This window comes from Thalassospira sp. UBA4513, assembly GCF_002388495.1.
In the GTDB taxonomy this organism is placed as follows: Bacteria; Pseudomonadota; Alphaproteobacteria; order Rhodospirillales; family Thalassospiraceae; genus Thalassospira; species Thalassospira tepidiphila.
The window spans coordinates 69,401-83,490 of the sequence record NZ_DGMR01000015.1; the positions used below are offsets into that span (position 1 = coordinate 69,401).

Below are 14,090 nucleotides of genomic sequence, written 5' to 3' on the forward strand. Positions count from 1 at the left end.
TGACGTTGCCCGCCGGAAAATTCGTGCGGATAGCGCATGGCGGCATCGGCACCAAGGCCGACGATTTCGAGCAGGTCTTTTGCCTTGGCCTGGGCCTTTTCCTTGGGCACGCCGCGATTGATCGGGCCATCGGTCAGGGCGCTCATGATCCGTTGGCGCGGATTGAGCGATGCATAGGGGTCCTGAAAAACCATCTGCACCTTGTTGCGCTGACGGCGGAGTTCTTCCTCAGACAGTGCGGCAAGATCAACGCCGCCAACCATGACGTGGCCGCCATCGGGTGTCACCAGCCGAACTGCCGTGCGGCCCAATGTTGATTTGCCCGACCCGGATTCGCCCACCAGACCAAGCACCTCGCCGCGCGAAACGGTGAGCGAGACATCATCAACCGCATGAACTTCGCGGACCGGCTTGAACAGGCCGCCGCCCGTCCGGAAGGTTTTGCGCAGATTTTTGATTTCAAGCGCAGGCGTTGCGCTTAGTTCACGTGCCTCCGGAAGTTTTCCGGTTGGAATGGCATCAAGCAGTCGTTTCGTGTAGTCATGCTGCGGGTTATCAAGAACCGATGCCGCATCACCGCGCTCAACGACCTTGCCTTCGCGCATGACAATTACCTGATCGGCGATTTCGGCGACCACACCAAAATCATGGGTGATAAACATCACCGCCATGCCACGCTTTTTGCGCAGATCGAGAATAAGCTTCAGGATCTGTGCCTGTGTCGTGACATCAAGGGCGGTTGTCGGCTCATCGGCGATCAGGAGTTTGGGCTCCAGCGCCAATGCCATGGCGATCATCGCACGTTGGCGTTGCCCACCTGAAAGCTGGAACGGATAGGCACGGATGATTTTTTCCGGATCGGGAAGCCCGACTTCGCGCACAAGGTCCAATGCACGTTTGCGGCGTTCGGACTGGGTATAGAGACCGTGTGCAGCGAACACCTCGGAGATCTGATCACCGATACGCATCAACGGGTTGAGTGCGGTCATCGGTTCCTGAAAGATCATGGCGATCTGGGCACCGCGCAGGGCCTGCTTTTCAACTTCGGGCAGGCGCAAGACATCGCGGGCTTCGAACATGGCCCGGCCTGATTTGACCTCTACCCCGTGGGGGAGCAGCCCCATCAGGGCATTGGCCGTCATTGACTTGCCAGAGCCGGATTCGCCCACCACGCAAAGGATCTGTCCCTTGTCGATGTCGAAGCTGACATTTTCGACTGCGAAGGGGCGGTCTGCGCCCTCGGGCAGGCCGATTGTCAGCCGTTCAATTGTCAGTGTCGCACTCATGCTTTGCCCTTTCGCGACAGATGCGGATTGAAGGCATCATTGAGCCCCTCACCGATCAGGTTGAGCGCCAAAACGGTGATCACGATGGCAATGCCGGGGAAGAAGCTGAGCCACCAGCTGGTGCGGATGACGGTGCGGGCAGCGCCAATCATATAGCCCCATGACATCGAATTGGGATCACCAAGCCCCAGGAACGAAAGCGAGCTTTCGAGCAGGATCGCGGTCGCGACCATCAGCGACGCCATGACAATGATCGGGGATACCGTGTTTGGCAGCACCTGCTGGATCAGGATGCGCGGTTTTGAAAGCCCCGCCAAACGCGCCGCATCAACAAATTCACGCGTGCGCACCGACATGACTTCGGCCCGGACAAGACGGGCGACGGGCGGCCAACTGACGATGGCAATCGCAATGGTGATGGAGGTCAAGGTTGGCTCAAAAATAGCCACCAGCACGATGGCCAGTGCGAAGTTCGGGATGGTCTGGAAGAACTCGGTGAAGCGCATCGCGCCTTCATCGACATAGCCACCATAGAACCCGGCCAAGGCGCCCAACGGCACACCGATCAGCAAGGCAACCACGGTCGAAACCAGCCCGACCAAAAGGGAAACCCGCGCCCCATAGGCCAGTTGGGCTGCCACATTACGGCCCAGCGTATCCGTACCCAAGGGCAAACCATCAACGGCAAAGGGTGCAAGGAACGGGCGTTGAACCATTTGCCAAGGCCCATCAGAGAAGATCAAGGGGGCGATCAGGGCGACGACAATCACCGAGATCAGCAAGACGACACCGATCATGGCGCCCATATTGCTTCTGAAACGTTTCCACATGTCAGCTACGGGCTCCGATACGGGGATCGACAATGCGATAAACAATGTCGGTCACGATGTTGAACAGAATGACCATGGCAGCCGAGACAAGGAACACGCCCAAAATCGTGTTGTAGTCACGTGCAGCCAAGCTTTCGAACATCAGGCGTCCAATACCGGGCCAGGCAAAGACCGTTTCGGTCAGAACCGCCCCGCCGACAAGTTGACCAGCCTGCAAGCCAGCCAGGGTCACCACCGGCAAAATGGCGTTGCGCAAGATGTGACGACGGCGAATGACCGCATCCGACAGGCCCTTGGCCTTGGCGGTTTTGACGAAATCAAGCTGCGAGACTTCGAGCATGGATGCACGCGCCATGCGCATATAGACCGCGGTAAAGAACAGCCCCAGTGTCAGGGCTGGCAGGATCAGGTGGCTGCCAATATCAAGGACGCGCTCCAGACCGGTATAATTCGCCCCGACAGTTTCATAGCCAAAACCGGGAAGCCATCCAAACCACACGGAAAACACCAGAACCGCCATAAGGGCCAGCCAATATAGCGGGGTTGCATAGAATAAAAGCGCCATCGTGGTCAGGACGGTATCAGACGGTTTGCCAACGCGCGCGGCGGCGGCAACCCCAAAGGCGATGCCCAACACCAGCGAGACGACAAAAGCCGTTAATGTCAGCAACAAGGTTGCCGGCAACCGATCAGCAATAAGTTCGGCCACAGGCGCGCCCTGGCGGAAGGAATAGCCAAGATCAAGTTGCACAATACCGGCGACATATTTGCCAAGCTGGACATAAAGCGGTTGATCGAGGCCAAAGCGTTCGCGCAGCTGTTCGATCATCTGCTCGTCAGCGGCACCGGCTTCACCGGCCAGCACGACAGCCGGATCACCCGGCGCGGCATGGATGAGGAAAAAGTTCAGAATCGCAATGGCCAGCAAGGTCAAAATAGCCTTGGATAGCCGCGACACCACGACAGCGAATATGGTCATAGGTCCCCGTAGCATCCCGTATTTGAAATCCCGCCTGAACGCGGGCAATCAGGAAAAGAAGGGGGCGGACCGGCAATCGGTCCGCCCGCAATGTTACTTCTTGATCCAGGCGTTACGTGGACCGTCATTGATACCGATGGCCGTGGTCACCAGATCGTTGACATTGCAACGGTAGATCGTCGGGAAGGTCAGTTCCTGCATCCAGGCGACGGGAACGTCATCGACGATTTCCTTCTGGATTTCGGCATAGGCTGCTTCGCGTTCTTCGGGTGTTACCATCGTCGCAGCAGCGGCCCATTTTTCGTCGAGTGCCAGGTTTTCATAGCCTTCGACGTTGTTCCACGGGCTGCCTTTCTTGATGCGATCGGCGGTATAGTTGCGCGAAACACCCAGGGCCGGGTCACCGTACTGATAGAGATAGGTGAAGGCCATGTCGTAATCCCACTGGGACGTTTTTTCGTTCCACCCAGCGACATCAGAGCTGTCGATTTCGGCATTGATGCCAACTTCGCTGAGGTTCTGACGCACGGCCTCGGCCCAGCGTTGCCAGGTTTCACCATATGGCAGCGGCAGGATGCGGACAGGTTCGCCGTCATAGCCCATCTCGGCCAGCAGTTCCTTGGCCTTGTCCGGGTTGTGATCATAAATGGTCACGTCATCGGAATAGAAATTGGTGCTGGATGCAATCGGACCGGTCGCAACCTTACCAAAGCCGTTCCAGACCACATCGCGCATGAAATCACGATCCATGGCGTACATGACGGCCTGACGGAACTTCTCGTTTGCGGTCGGACCTTCGCGGTTGTTAAGCCACATCCATGCCAGCGGTGCGAGGAATTCCCAGCCCTTTTCGGTGACACAAACACCATCCATTTCGGCCAGACGCGGGATATCCCAGTTTTCAACCGAACCACCCGGCAGAACATCAACCTCGCCGGTCTCGAACGCCACCGCACGCGCAGCCGCATCCGGGATCACACGGTAAAAGACTTCATCCAGATACGGCAGGCCATCGACATAGTAGTCTTCGTTCTTAACAAGGTGGATGTGGCTGCCCTTGACCCATTCCTTGAACTTGAACGGACCGGTGCCAATCGGGGTGGCGTTTGCCGGGTTGTTGGCAAAGTCAGTGCCTTCATAGATGTGCTTGGGCACAATCGGCATGGTGCCGTTTTCAAAGGCGTTGATGAACGGACCAAACGGTTCCTTGAGTTTGAAGACAACCGTCATCGGATCCGGGGCGGTGATGCTTTTGACATAAGCCAGCGACGCACGCAGACGCGCATGGGTTTCACGCAGGAAAACATCGGCGGAAAAGACAACGTCATCGGCGGTGAAATCTTCGCCGTCATGCCATTTGACACCTTCATTAAGCTTGAAGGTGTAGGTCAGACCGTCGTCGGAGATTTCCCAGCTTTTGGCAAGGCTCGGCATCGGGGTCAGTTCGCTGTCATAGCGCAGCAGGCTTTCATAGATATCGCCTGCAACCAGCTGGGTCGGGCCATTCTGCACGAGGCCGAGCATCAGTCCCGGTGGTTCGGGCTGAACAACGATATCAAGCCGACCGCCAGCTTCCTGTGCCGCCACTGGCGAGGCCAGGGCGGCGGCGATGAGAAAAGTAGTCACCTTTAAATATTTCATAGCATTCCCTGATTGTGTTTTGCATTTAGGTTCTTGTTTTTATTGGTGTTACGCACGTTTTGTTTAACCGAAGGCCACAGGCGTGACCCAGATGCACAGGTTACCCGAGGTAACCCGGGGCGCTGGCATCAAGCCGGCGCAGTTGGGCGGCCCATTCCGGGTCTGGTTTGCCCTTTTGTTCATAAGAATCGTACATCGACTGGTATTGGGATGCGGTGTGCTCGGCAACGTCATGGCCCAGCACAACCGGCGTCAGGCCCATTCCCAGCGCTGCAACTTGCGCCTTGCAGGACCGTTCAAGGTTCAAGGCCAGCTTGACCGCCTCGGCCACCGAGCGACCCAAAAGCAACGTGCCGTGATTGCGCAGCAACATCACCGATTTGTCGCCGAGATCGGCAACGATGCGGGCGCGTTCCTCAAGATTAAGCGCAATGCCTTCGTAGTCGTGGAAGGCAATCCGGTCGTAAAACTGTGCCGACCACTGATTGAGCGGCAGCAATCCTTCCTGATTTGATGACACCGCCACACCCGCCACCGTGTGGGTATGGAGCACACAAACCGCATCGTGACGCGCCATATGAACCGCCGAATGGATGGTAAAACCTGCGGCATTCACCCCCGCACCATAGGGGTCGTCAATCACGGCACCGGTTTCATCGACGGTTACCAGATTGGCCGCAGTGACTTCGTCAAACCGCAGGCCGAACGGATTAAGCAGAAAGCGTTGCTCACCCCCGGGTCCGGATGGGAGCCGTGCGGAAATATGGGTGTAGATGCCGTCATCCATGCCCTCGAGCGCGATCAACCGATAGGCCGCAGCCAGATCGCGGCGGATTTCGGATATCGACTGATCACTCATAGCATCGCGCATTAATGCCGCCCTTTCGTTATGTCGCTTTTTTGATTGCTTCAAGGCTGCGGGATGATCCCGGCGCAGTCAAGTAAATTGTCGACAATCTACAATTCGTTGCCTAGACTGACCGGAGTCATGCATCTTTCTTTGGCGTCTGTTGCGGGCTTAATTCAAAGAATTCAAATCCACCTTCTGCGGGCTTACATATGACACAGACACAGCCGTCCTCCGGCTTCCAACAGATTGATCGTGAAGGGCTCGTCCAGCGGGTTGCCAAGTTGCTGAGCAAAGCAATCGTCAGCGGAAAGCTTGCCCCGGGTGCGCGGTTATCCGAATCGGTCGTCGCCCGCGAACTGGGGGTCAGCCGGGCCCCCGTCCGTGAAGCGGCAAGGTTGCTTGAAAGTTCGGGCCTGGTGAGGTCCGAGCCGAACCGGGGATTTTTTGTGCGTCAGGTTTCGATAAAGGCGCTCAATGATCTGTATGAGTTGCGACTGGCGATTGAGACGGCCGTGGTCGAACGTCTGGTGCAGAACTGGAACGACGAGATCGAGAAAGCCCTGAGCGCACAGGTGGCCGAGCTTCACCGGGTTGCCACCGAAGAGGCCGATATCTTCACCCAGGTCGAGGCCGACATGCAGTTTCACCGGCTGATGTGTACTGGCAGCGACAACCCGAAATTCCTGCAGGTGTTCGAACAGGTCGCCATAGAAACCGAGTTCAGCATCATGCTGATCGGGCAGCTTTATGACGATCCGACCCGCATTGCAGAAACACACGAACCGATTCTTGAAGCCCTGCGGGCACGTGATGCCACCAAGGCCGTTTCGGCGATCCGCTACCACATTTCGGAGGCGCAACGCATCGTGATCGATCAGTTCCGCCTTCTGGAAGAAGGCAAAACGTCGACATGAAATGCTTCTACGCCCCAGAGACCGAAACACACGATCCGATTTTTCGCCTGACCTATGGCAAGATCCAGCGCAATGCCGAACAGGCCGAACGCGCCAAGCTTTTGCTGGCTGGTCTTGATGCGCTTTCCCTGTCGGTAACCGAACCCGGACGCGCCCCGATTGCGGCCCTTGAAACCGTTCATACCAAGCGGTTTTTAAAGTTCCTCGAAACGGCGTGGGATGAATGGCAAAAACAGCCCGATGCTGGCCCGGAAGTCGTCCCCAACGTCTTTCCGCGTGCCGCGACATCATCCTATCCGCACACCATTCTGGCCCAGGCGGGCTGGCATATGGGCGATACGTCTGCCCCGATTGGCCAGTACAGCTGGCAGGCGGCCCTGCGCGCCGCCGATTGTGCCATTGCCGCAACCGATGCCGTGTTGGCGGGGGATGACAAGGCCTATGCGCTGTGTCGGCCGGCAGGGCATCACACCAGTGCCGAAATTGCTGCCGGGCATTGTTTGCTGAACAACGCCGCGATTGCGGCCGCACGCCTGCGCACCGCACATGATCGCGTCGCCATATTTGATATCGATGTCCATCACGGCAACGGCACGCAGGATATCTTTTATGATCGTAACGATGTCCTAAGCGTTTCGATCCATGCCGACCCCACGGACTATTACCCGTTCTTTACCGGCTTTGCCTATGAGACCGGATCGGGTGATGGCGAAGGATATAACCTTAATCTGCCCCTGCCTCGCACCACCAAAGATGCAGCATGGCTTGCCGCAATCGATACCGCCCTTGACCGTATTGCCACATTCAATCCCGGTGCGCTGGTTCTCAGCCTTGGACTTGATACCCACGAAGACGATCCGTTGCTTGGCATGAAAGTCAGTTGGGACGGACTGCGTCGTGCCGGTGAAAAAATTGCTGCGGCGGGCTATCCGACGGTTATTGTGCAAGAGGGTGGATATCTGACACCATCACTGACCATGTCGCTGACATCTTTTCTTTCGGGTTATTTGGGCGCAAAAATACCCGCACTTGAGAGAAACTGACCCGCATCAGCCACCAATGGCGGGTTTGATCGCAACCGCATATACTGCAGAACAAAATGGCCGCCCCATATCAGGGCCTCATCATCAGAACGGGAGTTTCACATGAACCATCGGCCGAATTCGCTCCACATGTCCGACATCGCACATTCGATGCATCCGTACACCAATATGCGACTGCACGAAGAAAAGGGCCCGATGATCATGGCCGAGGGCAATGGCGCCCGCGTCACCGACAGCGAAGGCAAGGAATATATCGAAGGTCTTGCCGGGCTTTGGTCGGTTGCGGTTGGCTTTTCTGAAACCCGTCTGGCCGATGCCGCCTATGCGCAGCTTAAACGCCTGCCCTATTACCACAGCTTTGCCCACAAGGCGCACGAGCCATCGATCCGTCTGGCCGAAAAGCTGGTTGAAATGACGCCCGAGGGCCTGAACCGTGTGTTCTTTACCAATTCCGGGTCAGAAGCCAATGACACCGTCGTCAAGATGGCTTGGTTCCTTAATAACGGTTTGGGTCGCCCGGAAAAGAAAAAGTTCCTGTCGCGCACCAAGGCCTATCACGGGATTACGATTGCCTCGGGCTCGCTGACCGGGCTTGCCGGCAACCAGAAGGACTTTGACCTTCCGGCCATTCCGGTGACGCATCTGAGCTGCCCGCATTTCTGGCGTTATGGCGAAGAGGGCGAGTCCGAGACCGAATTCACCGCGCGCCTTTTGAAGGAACTTGAAGACACCATTCTTGCCGAAGGCCCGGAAACCATTGCGGCCTTTATTGGCGAACCCGTGATGGGTGCGGGCGGTGTGATGACGCCGCCGGAAGGCTACTGGCCGGGTGTGGTGGAAATCTGCCACAAGTACGACATTCTGGTCGTTTCCGATGAAGTCATTAACGGTTTTGGCCGGACTGGTGCCCGTTTTGGCTGTGAAAAATATGGCTTTACGCCGGACATTCTGGTGACATCCAAACAGCTGACCTCGTCCTACATGCCGCTTGCCGCGATCGTTGTGAATGACAAGGTCTATAACGCGATTGCCGACAACACTGCCAAGCTTGGCAATTTCGGCCACGGCTTTACCGGCACCGGACATCCGGTTGCCTGTGCGGTTGGTCTGGAAAACCTCAACATCATCGAAGAACGCGATTTGATGGGCAACGCCAAACGTCTAGAACCGATGTTCCAGGATGGCTTGCGCGCCTTTGCCGATCATCCGTTAATCGGTGAAATTCGTGGTGTTGGCCTGATTGCCGGCCTTGAGATGGCAGACAAGAAAACCAAACAGCCGTTTGGCAAACCCGGCACGGTTGCCGCAAAGGTCGTGGCCCTTGCCGCCGAAGAAGGGCTTATTTGCCGCAATGTCTATGACACGGTGGCACTTTGCCCGCCGCTGATCGTGACCGAGGATGATGTGCGCGAAATCCACGCCCGCCTCGGCCGTGCGCTTGACCGGGCGCTTGATTGGGCGAAGTCCGAAGGGATGCTTTGATCTGAGAATTGCACCGACGCCGCAGACGTCCAAATGGGCGTCTGCGGCGCACAATTACCATCTGTCCTCACTAATTTCAGTGCCTGCCTAAATGATCGATGCAAGCCTCTTCTATAAATACGATCAGAATGGCAGGACAACAGCATTCAGCCAGTCAATAACAAATTGGTAGAACTTCAGGGTCTCTTGAATGATCACGTCCAGCTTGAGTAGAGCAAGACCGGCAAGGCCGCCGGCGAAAGTCTTTAGGAACGCATCGAGTGTCATGTCCAGTTTCTTGGCCACCCATTGACCGATGGACTGAATGACCCGCGCGGCGCGTGACACTTTCCGAACGTTTGGCTGTTCATGGGCCAGTTCTTCACTGATGGTGTCGACTGCGGCCACCAGCTCTTCCTTGTGCTCTTCTTCAAGTTCGATATCCGAAGGCGGTTGGTTGTGGCCAATGCCGCCATGCTTCAACGACTTTGGCTCTGCTTTTGCGAGAAGCGCTCGAAGAGCTTCAGCATGTGCCTGGACTGTTCGTCGAACAGCTCGATCATAGGAAGTGCCGAACGATGTTCGCGCCCCATGTTCTAGCCGCGCGTCAATCTGATCATGATCGGCGACCGTGTCCCTAGGAGGGGGATCAACAAAGTCTCCATCAGGTCGAAGAAAATAGCTAACATCCAGACGACCAGTTATTGTGTTTACACCCCCGTCCTGTCTAATACGATCCGGATGATACGGACCGGGCCCCCAAACGGCACCACCAGAACCCTGAATTTTTGAAATAACGTCGAGAATAACGTTCTGATCGGCGATTTCGATGAATTCGTTAAGAATTACGTCGCGAGCCTTGTAGTCTCTGCGCTGATCGAATGAATGTCGCTGCATATCTGGCCAATTGACCCGCTCGTCTGGCAGAGCTTCAAACAAATAATAGAACCAATGCTCTATCAGCTCACGTTGTTGTTGAAGAGAAAGACTACGGACTTCGGAAGGTGAAATCTTTAACTTTGAATCCCAAGGCGCATTGTAAAACTCGCCTTCGCCAAGATTCGACAGGCCAACTGGACCACGCTCCAACCTACCGTCACTGTCGAAGAAGTGGTTACCTTCATCTGGTGATCGTTCTGGCCCCCTATTGTAAGCTATGTAGTCTGGATGATTAGGGCTGGGTGCCCACTCGAACGTACCGTCGCTTTCAACAAATCCAATCGCTTTATCAATTACATCTGGGCGAACAACCGCACTGAACTCGGCTTCTATTGCTTCTCGGGCGTCATAAGGGCCGCCGTGGATATAAAGATCTCCCCCTTGAAATCCATGATTAGACGCTGCAGTACTTGGATCCTCAAATCGATCAAAAAACCACTCAGCGATCAATCGCTTTTGGAACTCCTTGCTAAACCTGCGAATGCCGGACGGAGTAACGTAGGGACCTAAGCCAATTGGATTTGGATATCTCTTTCCGATAGGCCTTGCCATCCCCTACCCCGCCTGATTTGCCTGAGGGCGAGCTGCGAAGACGGTATCAAAATGAGACGTCGTTTCGACAAAATGACCAAGATCGGGATTAAGCCAAGTGCAAAGCTCGACCAGATCACGGTATCGGGCTTCCGGATCTTTAGTAAAAATCACCTCATGATGAGCTACTCGATTGCGGATTTCTCTAACGTTGCCCAGCTTTGTATAAACATCATCGGAACTGATATTCATCGGATGGTTGGGGAGAACCGACCGCAACGCGCTCCCACTCCATAAAGTCCCGCGATATCTAGCAGAGAACATATTTGTCCAAAATCCGAGAGATAGCTGGGCAATTACACAGTCTGATGTTACCGGCGCTGGATTTGGAAGCGTCTCGCGATGCGCAATGATCTGCTCTCTCTGATCTACGATTTTCGCGTGCGCATCCCAATGAAGCTGGCGCATTCGTTGATCAAGTCGAGGATCAGCATCCCAATCCCCTCTCAATCGCGCCTGAAGTGGCCATTCAGCACCAAACCTAGCCCACATCTTAGCCGACAGTCCGTTGCGTAAAGCAACTTCCATCAAATGGCACGGCATCAGGAAGGTTTCTGCGAGCAGCATATTCCATCGATACAGTCGAAAAGCCAGATCAGAATCCTGATTGGCCTCGCGGAGATATACGTTGAAACGGCTCTGCGATAATGTCTTGATGAAACGGGGATCCGCACCAGGCTGATAATCCCGGCCGAGACGATCAACATTATATGGTCGGCAATCGCGAGTTACCTGCATGTAGCTTCCCCGTCACTAATTTAACGGGTATCATTCATGCATTAGAAGTTTGATTGCAAGCCTGTGATGTTGCATATAACGGAAAACCGGCCAGTAAATAAATACTGGCCGGCTCCCGAACTCTTTGACTGCGGGGTTATACTCAAGAGCGCACTCAAGAGCGAACTGTCCCTCAGCTCACGAGAATTGTTATACGCATTTTACGTACAGTTTTCAATCAGAATCTGCGTCCTAAAAGACGCACGATTTTGTGAATGTAAATGCATTCACGAATTACGCACGCAAAACGTCTTCATTTTTCGCACGTAACTGGCGACCGAAAATTGCGCACACATTGTGCAGTAATTGCAAGTGCGTTTCTCGATCGCACTTTGACATGCAGTTGGCAACCCGTTGCAAATTTGCGCACTTGCCAGCAGGATGTATGGCGGACGTCAAAAAGACGACATCCATACATTCGCCTGGTATCACGTGATACCAAGATTACTGGTTAGGGCAATCAACCCATTCAGTAATCCTGTCATCATACAGCAAGTTTCAACTGAACACACCAAAGCCCGCGACACTCGCGAGCTTTGGAAAGCAGGCTACAACTGTGGTCAGTGCGTCACAGATTCTAAATTTATCTGTCGAGTTTCCAGTTTTATGAGTCAATTCACACGAACGCCTAAACGTCGAGGTTTGCGACCTTGAGTGCGTTTGACTGAATGAAGTCGCGGCGGGGTTCTACGACGTCGCCCATGAGGGTTGAGAAGACTTCCTCTGCCTCGTCAGCGTGGGCGACTTTGACCTGCAGCAGCGAACGGACGTTCGGATCGAGCGTGGTTTCCCAAAGCTGATCCGGGTTCATTTCGCCCAGGCCCTTATAGCGCTGGACCGAAATGCCGCGGCGGCCATATTCCATCACCGCATTGACCAGATCGACCGGACCGTTGATTTTCCAGGTCTTGTCCTTGGCAACGAATTCCGCACCCTTTTCAAACAGTTCGCGCAGTTCGCCAAGGATACCGGCAATTGCACGGGCCTCGGCCGAGCGCAGGATGTTGCCATCAATCACGTGACGCTGTTCAACGCCGCGCAGCATCCGCCAAAGCACGATTTCATCGAGCGGTGCTTCGCCGTGCCAGCCGCGATCATAGTCTTCTTCAAGGGTATCAAGATGTTTGGCGAGCGTTTCGGCCGCCTCAACGCGTTTGCCATCATCATCAAGCAAGGCCGGATTCAATGCACCGGCAAGCGTTGCCTGCTCAAGCACGGAAATCGGAAGCTTGATCGATAGCGGCTCCAGGAAGCCCTTGGCCTTACGCGCCAGTTCGACCACACGGACCAGATCCGGGCCGGCAAGCTGTTGCCCACCGGAAAGGGTAAGCACGGCTTCTTCGGTGCCCTGTGCGGTCAGATACTGCTCCATCTCGCGGTCGTCCTTGAGATACTGGACCGAGTTACCGCGTTTGGCGCGATAAAGCGGCGGCTGTGCGATATAGAGATAGCCGCGTTCGATCAGTTCGGGCATCTGACGATAGAAGAAGGTCAAAAGCAGGGTTCGGATATGCGCACCATCGACGTCGGCGTCAGTCATGATGATGATTTTGTGGTAGCGGGCCTTTTCGATATTAAAGTCATCACGACCAATCCCGGTGCCCATGGCGGTAATCAGGGTACCGATTTCCTGACTTGAAAGCATCTTGTCAAAGCGTGCACGTTCGACGTTCAGGATCTTACCGCGCAGCGGCAGGATCGCCTGGAAGCCACGTTCGCGGCCCTGTTTGGCCGAACCACCTGCGGAATCACCCTCCACGATGAACAGTTCGGCTTTGGACGCATCGCGTTCCTGACAGTCAGCCAATTTGCCCGGCAGGGACGAGATATCAAGCGCGCCCTTACGGCGGGTCAGTTCGCGGGCCTTACGGGCCGCTTCACGGGCAGATGCCGCTTCGACCACCTTGGAGACGATCTTGCGCGCATCGGCCGGATGTTCTTCAAGCCACTGGGCAAGCTTGTCATTGACGATGTTTTCAACGACTGGGCGGACTTCGGACGAGACCAGCTTGTCCTTGGTCTGGGACGAGAATTTCGGGTCCGGAACCTTGACCGAAATCACGCAAGACAGGCCTTCACGGGCATCATCGCCGGAAAGGGCGACCTTTTCCTTTTTGGCGATGCCACTTTCCTGGGCGTAGTTGTTAATCTGACGGGTCAGAGCAGCACGGAAACCGGCCATGTGCGTCCCGCCATCACGCTGCGGGATGTTGTTGGTAAAGCACAGCGTGGTTTCGTGGTAGCTGTCATTCCATTGCAGGGCGACTTCGACGGTGATGCCGTCTTTTTCGCCTTCGATGCAAATGGCTTCTTCGATCTGACGGGCCTTGTTACGGTCGAGATATTCGACAAAGGCACGAATACCGCCTTCGTAATGCAGCTTCATTTCGGCCGGTTCGCCACTGCGTTCATCACGCAGCGTCAGGATCACGCCAGAGTTCAGGAAGGCCAGTTCACGCAGGCGGTGTTCCAACGTCGGCAGGTCGAAATCGGTCATGGTGAAGATTTCGGCATCCGGGTAGAAGGTGACTTCGGTCCCCGAAAGCGGTGTGCCATCCGCGGTCAGCGGTGCATCACCGACAACCTCAAGCGGCTTGATCGCGTCACCACCGGAAAACTCCATGTAGTGTTCTTTGCCGTTACGCCAGACGCGCAGCTTGAGCAGCGTCGACAGCGCGTTCACCACCGACACGCCCACACCGTGCAGACCACCGGAAACCTTGTAGGAGTTCTGGTCGAACTTACCGCCGGCATGCAGCTGGGTCATGATGACCTCGGC

At 55.5% G+C, this 14,090-nt stretch carries 11 protein-coding genes; 3 read left to right on the top strand and 8 right to left on the bottom strand.

What is annotated here, in order from left to right; translation table 11 throughout:
* The 5 genes from B2T33_RS06305 to B2T33_RS06325 all read right to left on the bottom strand — a co-directional run.
* Positions 1-1,286 (bottom strand): ATP-binding cassette domain-containing protein (locus B2T33_RS06305; RefSeq protein WP_286791505.1); only part of this gene is annotated, 1,286 nt, incomplete at its 3' end.
* Complete coding sequence (locus B2T33_RS06310; RefSeq protein ID WP_286791506.1) at positions 1,283-2,116, bottom strand: ABC transporter permease; 834 nt, start codon at positions 2,114-2,116, stop codon at positions 1,283-1,285. The genes B2T33_RS06305 and B2T33_RS06310, both read right to left, overlap by 4 nt.
* A gap of 1 nt (position 2,117) precedes the next feature.
* The gene (locus B2T33_RS06315) at positions 2,118-3,095 is read right to left on the bottom strand and encodes an ABC transporter permease (protein WP_008888981.1); all 978 of its coding nucleotides are present in this window, start codon (positions 3,093-3,095) and stop codon (positions 2,118-2,120) included.
* A 93-nt stretch (positions 3,096-3,188) separates the two neighbouring features.
* A complete protein-coding gene (locus B2T33_RS06320; RefSeq protein ID WP_286791507.1) occupies positions 3,189-4,721 on the bottom strand; it encodes an ABC transporter substrate-binding protein in 1,533 nt (510 codons plus the stop codon).
* 115 nt (positions 4,722-4,836) lie between these two features.
* Positions 4,837-5,607 (bottom strand): class II aldolase/adducin family protein, encoded by a 771-nt coding sequence (locus B2T33_RS06325; RefSeq protein WP_063085955.1) that lies wholly within the window; start codon positions 5,605-5,607, stop codon positions 4,837-4,839.
* A 188-nt stretch (positions 5,608-5,795) separates the two neighbouring features.
* Between B2T33_RS06325 and B2T33_RS06330 the strand changes: the two genes are divergently transcribed.
* The 3 genes from B2T33_RS06330 (at position 5,796) to B2T33_RS06340 (ending at position 9,025) form a co-directional block, all read left to right on the top strand.
* The gene (locus tag B2T33_RS06330) at positions 5,796-6,500 is read left to right on the top strand and encodes a GntR family transcriptional regulator (RefSeq protein ID WP_286791508.1); all 705 of its coding nucleotides are present in this window, start codon (positions 5,796-5,798) and stop codon (positions 6,498-6,500) included.
* Entirely contained in the window at positions 6,497-7,543 is a 1,047-nt protein-coding gene (locus B2T33_RS06335; RefSeq protein WP_286791509.1) for a histone deacetylase family protein, read from the top strand. Before B2T33_RS06330 ends, B2T33_RS06335 begins: the two co-directional genes overlap by 4 nt.
* Before the next feature lie 102 nt (positions 7,544-7,645).
* The gene (locus B2T33_RS06340) at positions 7,646-9,025 is read left to right on the top strand and encodes an aspartate aminotransferase family protein (protein WP_286791510.1); all 1,380 of its coding nucleotides are present in this window, start codon (positions 7,646-7,648) and stop codon (positions 9,023-9,025) included.
* Positions 9,026-9,148: 123 nt separating this feature from the next.
* Here B2T33_RS06340 and B2T33_RS06345 read toward each other — a convergent pair whose 3' ends face one another.
* From B2T33_RS06345 to B2T33_RS06355, 3 genes are all read right to left on the bottom strand, one after another.
* The gene (locus B2T33_RS06345; protein WP_286791511.1) at positions 9,149-10,495 is read right to left on the bottom strand and encodes a hypothetical protein; all 1,347 of its coding nucleotides are present in this window, start codon (positions 10,493-10,495) and stop codon (positions 9,149-9,151) included.
* A 3-nt stretch (positions 10,496-10,498) separates the two neighbouring features.
* On the bottom strand, positions 10,499-11,272 hold the full coding sequence (locus B2T33_RS06350) for an Abi family protein (RefSeq protein ID WP_286791512.1): 774 nt from the start codon (positions 11,270-11,272) through the stop codon (positions 10,499-10,501).
* Between the two features lie 667 nt (positions 11,273-11,939).
* Positions 11,940-14,090 (bottom strand): DNA gyrase subunit B (locus tag B2T33_RS06355; protein WP_286791513.1); only part of this gene is annotated, 2,151 nt, incomplete at its 5' end.

Coding starts and splice junctions, on each gene's coding strand:
- B2T33_RS06310 (WP_286791506.1), bottom strand. CDS start 2,116: ATGTGGAAACGTTTCAGAAGCAATATGGGCGCCATGATCGGTGTCGTC.
- B2T33_RS06315 (WP_008888981.1), bottom strand. CDS start 3,095: ATGACCATATTCGCTGTCGTGGTGTCGCGGCTATCCAAGGCTATTTTG.
- B2T33_RS06350 (WP_286791512.1), bottom strand. CDS start 11,272: ATGCAGGTAACTCGCGATTGCCGACCATATAATGTTGATCGTCTCGGC.
- B2T33_RS06325 (WP_063085955.1), bottom strand. CDS start 5,607: ATGCGCGATGCTATGAGTGATCAGTCGATATCCGAAATCCGCCGCGAT.
- B2T33_RS06340 (WP_286791510.1), top strand. CDS start 7,646: ATGAACCATCGGCCGAATTCGCTCCACATGTCCGACATCGCACATTCG.
- B2T33_RS06335 (WP_286791509.1), top strand. CDS start 6,497: ATGAAATGCTTCTACGCCCCAGAGACCGAAACACACGATCCGATTTTT.
- B2T33_RS06345 (WP_286791511.1), bottom strand. CDS start 10,495: ATGGCAAGGCCTATCGGAAAGAGATATCCAAATCCAATTGGCTTAGGT.
- B2T33_RS06330 (WP_286791508.1), top strand. CDS start 5,796: ATGACACAGACACAGCCGTCCTCCGGCTTCCAACAGATTGATCGTGAA.